Source organism: Streptomyces sp. NPDC127038, assembly GCF_042725875.1.
Lineage (GTDB): Bacteria > Actinomycetota > Actinomycetes > Streptomycetales > Streptomycetaceae > Streptomyces.
The window spans coordinates 1-10,591 of the sequence record NZ_JBHXDQ010000120.1 but is presented as its reverse complement, the minus strand read 5'-3'; the positions used below and the strand labels follow the sequence as shown (position 1 = coordinate 10,591).

At 70.7% G+C, this 10,591-nt stretch carries 7 protein-coding genes and 1 pseudogene; 7 read left to right on the top strand and 1 reads right to left on the bottom strand.

The annotated features are described in order from the left end of the window. Positions 1-239: 239 nt before the first annotated feature. Positions 240-1,526, top strand: coding sequence for an Ig-like domain-containing protein (locus ACFWI4_RS40515; protein WP_387206634.1), 1,287 nt, complete (start codon positions 240-242; stop codon positions 1,524-1,526). Between the two features lie 240 nt (positions 1,527-1,766). Beyond that, positions 1,767-3,170: a glycoside hydrolase family 16 protein gene (locus ACFWI4_RS40510; protein ID WP_387206632.1), complete on the top strand. Its 1,404-nt coding sequence runs from the start codon at positions 1,767-1,769 to the stop codon at positions 3,168-3,170. A gap of 154 nt (positions 3,171-3,324) precedes the next feature. Here the strand turns inward: ACFWI4_RS40510 and ACFWI4_RS40505 are convergent, their stop codons facing one another. Continuing rightward, complete coding sequence (locus tag ACFWI4_RS40505) at positions 3,325-4,230, bottom strand: AraC family transcriptional regulator (RefSeq protein WP_387206630.1); 906 nt, start codon at positions 4,228-4,230, stop codon at positions 3,325-3,327. Positions 4,231-4,376: 146 nt separating this feature from the next. On the opposite strand from ACFWI4_RS40505, the gene tkt reads away from it, so the two are divergent. The 5 genes and pseudogenes from tkt to ACFWI4_RS40480 form a co-directional block, all read left to right on the top strand. Continuing rightward, complete coding sequence (gene tkt / locus ACFWI4_RS40500; protein ID WP_387206628.1) at positions 4,377-6,452, top strand: transketolase; 2,076 nt, start codon at positions 4,377-4,379, stop codon at positions 6,450-6,452. 19 nt (positions 6,453-6,471) lie between these two features. Further along, complete coding sequence (tal, locus tag ACFWI4_RS40495; protein WP_387206626.1) at positions 6,472-7,641, top strand: transaldolase; 1,170 nt, start codon at positions 6,472-6,474, stop codon at positions 7,639-7,641. After that, positions 7,638-9,365: a glucose-6-phosphate dehydrogenase gene (gene zwf, locus ACFWI4_RS40490; protein WP_387206624.1), complete on the top strand. Its 1,728-nt coding sequence runs from the start codon at positions 7,638-7,640 to the stop codon at positions 9,363-9,365. The genes tal and zwf overlap by 4 nt, the downstream gene beginning before the upstream one ends. Then, on the top strand, positions 9,362-10,294 hold the full coding sequence (gene opcA, locus ACFWI4_RS40485) for a glucose-6-phosphate dehydrogenase assembly protein OpcA (protein ID WP_387206622.1): 933 nt from the start codon (positions 9,362-9,364) through the stop codon (positions 10,292-10,294). Before zwf ends, opcA begins: the two co-directional genes overlap by 4 nt. After that, a pseudogene (locus ACFWI4_RS40480) lies at positions 10,287-10,591 on the top strand (glucose-6-phosphate isomerase); the annotation flags it as partial. The gene opcA and the pseudogene ACFWI4_RS40480, both read left to right, overlap by 8 nt.

Below are 10,591 nucleotides of genomic sequence, written 5' to 3'. Positions count from 1 at the left end.
CGACCTAGGGCCTCCGGGCGCGGACGGGTATCTCCCGCGGAACTCGGGGATCGGGCAGGGCCTTTCCTACTCTGTTCATATTCCGGCGTGGCCCGGCAACCGTGGATTCAGGCCGTCTCGCCGGGTGCCTTCACCGGAATCTCAGGCTGGGGCTGCCGGATTCAAAGAATCAACCCAGGAAAGTCCCGCAGGATGCACCCGCAGTGGTGCTGAGTGAAAGAACCGAGGAAAGGCGTTCCGTGGGCGTCCCCGAGATAGCGAACCGGCCCGATTCCGCAGCGCGGGAGGCGGGCCCCTCACGACCCCGCGCGGAGCGTCGGGCCTGGTCACGGCGGGGCGTCCTCGCGGCCCTCGGGTCCGCCGTACCGGTCCTGGCGCTGAGCGGCTGCGGCGGCACGGCGGCCGGCGCCGACGGGAAGGACGCGGCGGCGACCGGGGCCGCGGCGAAGGCGAAGACGCAGGTGAGGACGCCCACGGTCACCGTCTCGCCCGCGGACGGGACGAAGAAGGCCGGCTTCACCGCGCCCGTGGTGGTCTCCGTGACGGACGGCACCCTGTCCTCGGTCGAGGTGTCCGGCAACGACGGTTCCGCCCTGGCCGGATCCTTCAGTGCCGACCGCACCCGCTGGACCTCGTCCAGGAATCCGTACTCCGGCACCAAATACACGGTCACGGCCGCGGTGAAGGGTGGCACCGAACACACCGCGACGTTCGTCACGAAGTCCCCGGGCGAGACGTTCGCGGGCTATTTCACGCCCGAGGCGAATTCGACCTCCGGCGTCGGCATGCCCGTGTCGATCAACTTCACCGAGGCCGTGACGGACCGGGCCGCCGTGGAAAAGGCCATCACCGTGACCGCGGAACCCGCGGTCGAGGTGGTGGGCCACTGGTTCGGGAACACCCGGCTCGATTTCCGCCCGGCGGAGTACTGGGCGGCGGGCACGAAGATCACGCTGAGCCTGCGCCTGAAGGACGTCGAGGGCGGGAACGGCGTCTACGGGGTCCAGTCCAAGGACGTCACCTTCCACATCGGCCGCCGCCAGGTGAGCACCGTCGACCTCGCGAGGAAGACCCTGACGGTCGAGCGGGACGGGACGACGCTCGCCACCTACCCGGTCAGCGGCGGCGCACCGGACCACACCACCTGGTCCGGGATCATGGTGATCAGCGAGCGGTTCGAGCAGACCCGGATGCAGTCCTCGACGGTCGGACTGGGCGACGAGTACGACATCGCGGACGTGCCGCACGCCCAGCGCCTGACCACCTCGGGCACGTTCATCCACGGCAACTACTGGGCCGCGCCTGCGGTGTTCGGCAGCAGCAACACCAGCCACGGCTGCATCGGCCTGCGCGACGCGAAGGGCGCGGACGACAGCTCCGTACCCGGCTACCGGTTCTACGAGAGTTCCATGCTCGGTGACGTCGTGGTGGTGGAGAACTCGGGCGAGCGGACCGTCGAGGCGTCGAACGGACTGAACGGCTGGAACCTGTCGTGGGCCGACTGGAAGGCCGGCAGCGCCCTTTGAGGGCCGCGCCCGGCGAAAGGACTTCAACCGCCCTTCGTGGCACGCTCATCGGGACTTCTTCCTTACTTCACGGCGTGAACTCCCTTGCCCCCAAAGGACTTTCTCGGCTTCACCTCTTGACGACCGGAGTGACAGAGAGCACATTGGCCGCGCACCTCCATTGAGAGCGCTCTCAAGCTTCCGTGGGAGCGCTCTCACACCCACCCGCGCACCCCACACTCCGTACGCGAAGAGGCAGCCATGAGTGAAAGTCCCGGCACCCCCAGACGCGGCGCCGTCCGGCGCGTGCTCGTCGCCGTGCTCAGCACGATGAGCCTGGCCGCGGCCGCCGCCACCGCGGCCACCCTCCCCGCCAGCGCGTCGGCCCCCACGCCGTCCTCCGGCTGGTCCCAGGTCTTCCTTGACGACTTCAACGGCGCCGCGGGAAGTGGCGTCAACACCGCCAACTGGCAGTACACGACGGGCACCAGCTATCCCGGCGGGCCCGCCAACTTCGGTACCGGCGAAGTCGAGACGATGACGTCGAGCACCAACAACGTGGCTCTGGACGGCAACGGCGACCTGCTGATCACCCCGCGCCGCGACGCCTCGGGCAACTGGACCTCGGGCCGCATCGAGACCACCCGCACCGACTTCCAGCCCCCCGCCGGCGGCAAGCTGCGCATGGAGGCGCGGCTCCAGATGCCGAACGTGACCGGCGCCGCCGCCAAGGGCTACTGGCCCGCCTTCTGGGCGCTGGGCGCGCCCTACCGCGGCAACTACCAGAACTGGCCGGGCGTCGGCGAGCTGGACGTCATGGAGAACGTCCAGGGTCTCAACACCGAGTGGGCCACGATGCACTGCGGCACCAGCCCGGGCGGCCCGTGCAACGAGACCAGCGGCATCGGCAACAACACGCCCTGTACCGGGACGACCTGTCAGGCCGGCTTCCACACGTACGCGATGGAGTGGGACAGGTCGACCAGCCCCGAGGAGATCCGCTTCTACCTCGACGGTGTCAACTTCCACACGGTGAAGGCGAACCAGGTCGACGCGACCACCTGGGCGAACGCCACCAACCACGGCTACTTCATGATCCTGAACGTGGCGATGGGCGGCGGCTTCCCCGGCGCCTTCGGCGGCGGCCCCGACAGCGGCACGGAACCCGGTCACCCGCTCGTCGTCGACTACGTCCAGGTGCTCCAGGCGGCCGGCAGCGGCGGTGGCGGCACCACTCCCCCGCCCACCGGCAACCGTGACGCCTACAGCGCCATCCAGGCCGAGTCCTTCGACAGCCAGAGCGGTGTCGTCAGCGAGACCACCACGGACACCGGCGGCGGCCAGGACATCGGCACGATCGCCAACGGCGACTACGCGGTGTACAAGGGCGTCAACTTCGGTTCCTCCGCGGCCACCCAGTTCTACGGCCGGGTCGCGAGCGGTGCGGCGGGCGGGGTCAGCGGACTGGTCGAGGTGCGCCTGGACAGCCGTACGAGCACACCGGTCGCGAGCTTCGCGCTGGCCAACACCGGTGGCTGGCAGTCCTGGAGAACCGTGCCCGCGAACATGAGCTCCGTGACCGGGACCCATGACGTGTATCTGACCTTCACCAGCGGCCAGCCCGCGGACTTCGTGAACGTCAACTGGTTCGACTTCGGTCACTGACCTCCGAACCGGCCGGACGTCACGCGGCGTCCCGGCACGGCCGAGCGGGGCGGACCCACGAGATCCGCCCCGCTCGGCGCGTCCCGCCCCGCCCGGCGCGCTCCCGCCCGGTGCGGCCCCGCCCGGCGTGTCCCGGCCCGCGCGCCCGCCGGGCTCAGCGCAGCTCGGCCCGGAAGGCCACCGGCGTGGCCCCCGTGTGCTGGTGGAAGAACTTGGAGAAGTTGGCCGAGTCGGGGAATCCGACGGCGGCCCCGATGCGCCCGATCGGCATGTCCGTGTGGGCGAGCAGCCGTTTGGCCTCCAGCACGACCCGTTTGTCGATGAATCCCTTGGGCGTCTCGCCGGTGGCGGCGCGCACCGCGCGGACCAGGGTGCGGCGCGAGTACCCGAGGGCGTCCGCGTAGGCGCTGACGCTGTGGTTGACGGCGAAGTCCTTCTCGACCGCGTCCCGGAAACGGGTGAACGTGGTGTCCCGGTGCTCGTGGGCGGCCTCGGCGGAGCTCGCCGCGAGGTGGGCGAGGCGCAGCAGGAACGCGGTGAGCGAGTGCCGCAGCACCGCGGTGTGCAGACTGAGCGGCAGGGTGGTCGTGTCGAGGTACTCGCGCTCCAGCTGGGCGAGCGCGTGCTCCAGGGCGGCCAGCCGGTCCGGGTCGGGGCGCAGCAGGGGCGGCAGGTCGTAGCGGTAGAGGCCGGTCGCCTCGACGGTCGCGCGGGGCAGGAATCCGGGCTGCATCGTCAGGACGGTCCCGCGGTAGGGGGCGCCGGAGAAGCGGTGCACCTGGCCGGGGCGGATCCACAGCAGGTCGCCCGCGCGGGCCTCGTACTCGGCGAAGTCGATCATGTGCCGTACGGGCCCCTCGTGGAAGAGCATCACGACGTGGAAGTCGATGCGGTGCACGCGTTCCAGCGGGGCGTCGGAGTGCCAGGTGCGGCCGGTTCCCATCGCGCCGACCTGCATGCCCACGCCGGACAGGCTCAGATCCGCCGGGAAGGGAAAGGTCCTGATCCCGTCCTGGAGGCCGTCACCGCCGGTGCCGCCTTGGGTGGTTCTGTCGTTCATGTCCTTCTCGCGTCGGCTCGCCACGGCTCCATGTGTCCCACTTTCACCGAAGGCTGACACACGGACACCTTCCCGATTAAAAGTCTGACTTTTAGGTTTGAACGCAAAGACCCAGTTGCAGCACCTCAAGTGAGGACTTCTTGAAGATGAGTACGCAGAGCTCCGACGGATTCAGTTGGACCGAGCTCGACCGCCGCGCCGTCGACACGGCCCGTCTGCTGGCCGCCGACGCCGTGCAGAAGGTCGGCAACGGTCACCCCGGAACCGCGATGAGCCTGGCCCCGGCGGCGTACACGCTCTTCCAGAAGGTGATGCGGCACGACCCGGCCGACCCCGAGTGGACCGGCCGCGACCGCTTCGTCCTGTCCCCCGGTCACACCTCGCTGACCCTCTACACCCAGCTCTTCCTGTCAGGTTATGAACTCGGCCTCGACGATCTGAAGGCGTTCCGTACGCACGGGTCCAAGACGCCCGGTCACCCCGAGTACGGGCACACCGCGGGCGTGGAGACCACGACCGGGCCGCTCGGCCAGGGCGCCGCCAACGCGGTGGGCATGGCGATGGCCGCCCGCTACGAGCGCGGTCTGTTCGACCCGGAGACCCCCGAGGGCGAGTCCCCGTTCGACCACACCATCTGGGCGATCGTCTCCGACGGCGACCTGGAGGAGGGCATCTCGGCGGAGGCCTCCTCGCTCGCGGGCCACCAGAAGCTCGGCAACCTCGTCTTCCTCTACGACGACAACCACATCTCCATCGAGGGCGACACCGCGACCGCCTTCTCGGAGGACGTGCTGGCGCGCTACGCGTCGTACGGCTGGCACGTGCAGCGCATCGAGCCCACGCCCGACGGCGACACCGACGTCCACACCCTGTACACCGCGCTGAAGGCGGCGCAGGCCGAGACCGGACGCCCGTCCATCATCGCGATGCGCACGATCATCGCCTGGCCCGCCCCGAACGCGCGGAACACCGAGGCCTCGCACGGCTCCGCGCTCGGCGCCGAGGAGATCGCCGCCACCAAGCGGATCCTGGGCTTCGACCCGGAGCGCACCTTCCAGGTCGACGACGAGGTGCTGGCCCACGCCCGCAAGGCCCTGGACCGGGGCGCCGAGGCGCACGCAGCCTGGGACAAGCGCATCGGCGCCTGGCGCACCGAACGGCCCGAGAACGCGCGGCTGTTCGACCGGGTCGTCGCGGGCCAGCTCCCCGAGGGCTGGGAGAGCGCGCTGCCGGTGTTCGAGGAGGGCACGTCCGTCGCCACCCGCGCCGCCTCCGGCAAGGTGCTCCAGGCCCTCGGCTCCGTGCTGCCCGAGCTGTGGGGCGGCTCCGCCGACCTCGCCGGCTCGAACAACACCACGATCGACAGGACCAGCTCGTTCCTCCCGGCGGACAACCCGCTGCCCGAGGCGAACCCGTACGGCCGCACGATCCACTTCGGCATCCGCGAGCACTCCATGGCCGCGGAGATGAACGGCATCGCGCTCCACGGCAACACCCGCATCTACGGCGGCACCTTCCTGGTGTTCTCCGACTACATGCGCAACGCCGTCCGTCTCTCCGCGCTGATGCAGCTCCCGGTGACGTACGTGTGGACGCACGACTCGATCGGCCTCGGCGAGGACGGCCCCACCCACCAGCCGGTCGAGCACCTCGCCTCGCTGCGCGCCATCCCCGGCCTGAACGTCGTCCGTCCGGCCGACGCCAACGAGACGGCCGTCGCCTGGGCCGAGATCCTCGAACGGCACGCCACGAACCCGGCCCCGCACGGTCTGGCGCTCACCCGTCAGGGTGTGCCGACCTACCCGGCCAACCCCGACGCGGCGCGCGGCGGTTACGTCCTGCGGGACGCCTCCACCGGCACCCCGGACGTCGTCCTCATCGCGACCGGCTCCGAGGTGCAGCTCGCCGTCGCGGCGCGCGAGCTGCTGGAGGCCGAGGGTGTCGGCACCCGCGTGGTGTCGATGCCGTCCGTCGAGTGGTTCGAGGAGCAGTCCGCGGAGTACCGGGACAGCGTCCTGCCGCCGTCCGTGAAGGCCCGCGTGGCGGTCGAGGCCGGCATCGCCCTGACCTGGTACCGGTACGTCGGTGACGCGGGACGGATCGTCTCGCTGGAGCACTTCGGCGCCTCGGCCGACGCCGGAACCCTGTTCGCCGAGTTCGGCTTCACCGCCGGCAACGTCGCCGCCGCCGCGCGGGAATCCCTCGCCGCCCTGCGCGGTTGATCCGTTCGCACGAAGGAAGATGATCACTGTGACCGAAGCAACCGCGACCGCGGTACCCCTTGAGCGCCTCTCCGGCGAAGGCGTCTCCATCTGGCTCGACGACCTCTCCCGCAAGCGCATCGAGTCCGGCAACCTGGCCGAACTCGTCGCCACGCGGCACGTGGTGGGCGTGACCACCAACCCGTCCATCTTCCAGGCCGCCATCGGCTCCGGCGAGGGCTACGGCGAGCAGCTGGCCGACCTCGCGGTGCGCGGGGTGACGGTCGACGAGGCCGTCCGCATGATGACGACCGCCGACGTCCGCGCCGCCGCGGACATCCTGCGCCCGGTGTTCGAGGCGACCGACGGCCGGGACGGCCGGGTCTCCATCGAGGTCGACCCCCGGCTGGCGCACGACACCACCGCGACCGTCGCCGAGGCCAAGCAGCTCGCCTGGCTGGTGGACCGCCCCAACGCGATGATCAAGATCCCGGCGACGAAGGCCGGTCTCCCGGCGATCACCGAGGTCATCGGCCTCGGCATCAGCGTCAACGTCACGCTGATCTTCTCGCTGGAGCGCTACCGCGAGGTCATGGACGCCTACCTGGCGGGCCTGGAGAAGGCGAAGGCCGCGGGCATCGACCTCGCCGGCATCCACTCCGTCGCCTCCTTCTTCGTCTCGCGCGTCGACAGCGAGATCGACAAGCGGCTCACGAAGACCGGCACGGACGAGGCGCTCGCGCTCAAGGGCCGGGCGGCGCTCGCCAACGCGCGGCTGGCCTACGAGGCGTACGAGGGCGTGTTCGGCGCCGCCGACGGCACCACGCCGGGCGACGCCCGCTGGACGGCCCTCGCCGCCCACGGCGCGCAGAAGCAGCGTCCCCTGTGGGCCTCCACGGGCGTGAAGGACCCCGCGTACAAGGACACCCTGTACGTCGACGAGCTGGTCGCCCCGGGCACGGTCAACACCATGCCGGAGGGGACGCTGAACGCCACCGCCGACCACGGCGACATCCACGGCGACACGGTGACCGGCGGCTACGACCGGGCGCGTGCGGACCTGGCCGCCGTCGAGGCGCTCGGCATCTCCTACGACGAGATCGTCGGCCTGCTGGAGGACGAGGGCGTCGCGAAGTTCGAGGCCGCGTGGGAGGACCTCCTCGACGCGGTGAAGGTCTCGTTGCGCGGCAAGGGAGTTGAGGGCGAATGACCGGGGGTGAGGCACATTCCGGCAGTGCGTCGCAGGACGCGGCCGCCGCGCCGCAGGGATCCGGTGACCCGGCCGTGGAACCGGGAACTCTGACCCCCGAGGCCGTGGCCGAGGCGCTCGGCGTCCCGGTGACCGGGGGTGCCGCGGGCACGCCCGGCGTCCCGGAGGTCGAGGACCTCGCCGCCGCGCTCGGCGTGGCGGCCGACTGGGACAACCCGCTGCGCGACCCGCGCGACCGCCGGCTCCCCCGGATCGCCGGCCCCTCCGGCCTGGTCATCTTCGGTGTCACCGGCGACCTGTCCCGCAAGAAGCTGATGCCGGCCGTGTACGACCTCGCCAACCGGGGTCTGCTGCCGCCCGGCTTCTCGCTGCTCGGGTTCGCCCGCCGCGAGTGGGAGGACCAGGACTTCGCGCAGGTGGTGCACGACTCGGTGCGCGAGCACTCCAGGACCGAGTTCCGCGAGGAGGTCTGGCAGCAGCTCGCCGAGGGCATGCGGTTCATCCCCGGTGACTTCGACGACGACACGGCGTTCAAGCAACTGCGCAGCGCCGTCGACGAGTTGGACGCGTCCCGGGGGACGAGCGGCAACTACGCGTTCTACCTCTCCGTACCGCCGAAGTTCTTCCCGAAGGTGGTCAGGCAGCTCAAGAAGCACGGGCTGGCGGACGCCCCCGAGGGGTCCTGGCGGCGCGCGGTCATCGAGAAGCCGTTCGGCCACGACCTGGTGAGCGCCCGTGAGCTGAACCGGATCGTGCACGACGTGTTCGACCCGGAGCAGGTGTTCCGGATCGACCACTACCTCGGCAAGGAGACCGTCCAGAACATCCTGGCGCTCCGCTTCGCCAACCAGATGTACGAGCCCGTCTGGAACCGGTCGTACGTCGACCACGTCCAGATCACCATGGCCGAGGACATCGGCATCGGCGGCCGCGCCGGCTACTACGACGGCATCGGCTCCGCCCGTGACGTCATCCAGAACCATCTGCTCCAGCTGATGGCGCTGACCGCCATGGAGGAACCGGCCGCGTTCGACGCCGAGTCGCTGCTCGCCGAGAAGCTCAAGGTCCTCAGGGCCGTGAAGCTGCCGGAGAACCTGGGCGAGCACACCGTGCGCGGCCAGTACGCGGCGAGCTGGCAGGGCGGCGAGAGGGTCGTCGGCTACCTCCAGGAGGAGGGCATCGACCCCGGGTCGAAGACCGACACCTACGCGGCCGTCAAACTCCAGGTCGACAACCGCCGTTGGGCCGGGGTCCCGTTCTACCTGCGCACCGGCAAGCGTCTGGGCCGGCGGGTCACGGAGATCGCGGTCGTCTTCCAGCGCGCACCGCACTCCCCGTTCGACTCCACGGCGACCGAGGAACTCGGCGCGAACGCGATCGTCATCCGCGTCCAGCCCGACGAGGGCATGACGGTGCGCTTCGGATCGAAGGTACCGGGTACCTCGATGGAGATCCGGGACGTCACCATGGACTTCGCGTACGGCGAGTCGTTCACCGAGTCCAGCCCGGAGGCGTACGAACGGCTGATCCTGGATGTCCTGCTCGGCGACGCCAATCTCTTCCCCCGTCACCAGGAGGTGGAAGAGTCCTGGAAGATCCTCGACCCGATCGAGGGGTACTGGGACAGCCACGGCACGCCCGCGCAGTACCCCTCGGGCAGCTGGGGCCCGGAGGAAGCCGACGAGATGCTCGCACGAGACGGACGGAGCTGGCGCAGGCCATGAAGATCGACCTGACCGACACCACGGCAAGCCAAATCAACAAGGCGCTCGTGCGAGGGCGCCGGGCCATCGGCACCCCCGCCGTGGGCATGGTCCTGACGATGGTCATCGTCACCGACGAGGAGAACGCGTACGACTCGATCAAGGCGGCCGAGGAGGCCTCGCGCGAGCACCCCTCGCGCACCCTGGTCGTCATCAGGCGGGTCGCCCGCACCCCGCGCGACCGCACCAACTCCCGTCTGGACGCCGAGGTCCGTGTCGGCTCCGACGCGGGCACCGGCGAGACGGTCGTCCTGCGGACGTACGGAGACGTCTCCGACCACGCCGACTCGGTGGTCCTGCCGCTGCTCCTCCCGGACGCCCCGGTCGTCGTCTGGTGGCCGGTGGACGCGCCCGAGAACCCGGTCAAGGACCCGCTGGGCGCCCTCGCCCAGCGCCGGATCACCGACATGTACGCCGTCGAGGCGCCGCTCGACGCGCTGGACGCCCGCGCCGCCTCGTACGCGCCGGGCGACACCGACCTGGCCTGGACCCGGCTCACCCCGTGGCGCTCCATGCTGGCGGCGGCCCTCGACCAGGCCCGTACGAAGGTGATCTCGGCGACCGTCGAGAGCGAGGCGCAGAACCCGAGCGCCGAACTGCTGGCCCGCTGGCTGGAGGCCCGCCTGCGGGTCAAGACCGAACGGGTCGTCACCGCGGGTCCCGTGGTGACCGCCGTACGGCTCGGCACCGAGAACGGCGAGATCGTCATCGACCGCCCCGAGGGCCCGCTGGCGACCCTGTCCCTGCCCGGTCAGCCCTCCCGCACCCTCGCGCTGAAGGTGCGCTCCACCTCCCAGCTGATCGCCGAGGAACTGCGCCGCCTGGACGCGGACGAGATGTACGCCATCGCCCTGCGCGGCGAGGCCCCCAAGGAGACCCCCCGTGTCTGACTACCCCAAGCCGACCCGCCGTCCGGAGTGGGTGGCCCTCGAGGACCACCGCGCGACCGCGCTGCTCCACCCGCGGCTGCGTGACCTGTTCGCCGCCGACCCCGCGCGCGCCGAGCGCTACGTCGTCCGGGTCGGCGACCTGCGGATCGACTACTCCAAGCATCTGATCACCGACGAGACTCTGGCCCTGCTCCAGGAACTCGCCGTCGCCACGGACGTGTTCGGGCTGCGGGACGCGATGTTCCGGGGCGAGAGGATCAACACGACCGAGGACCGGGCGGTGCTGCACACCGCGCT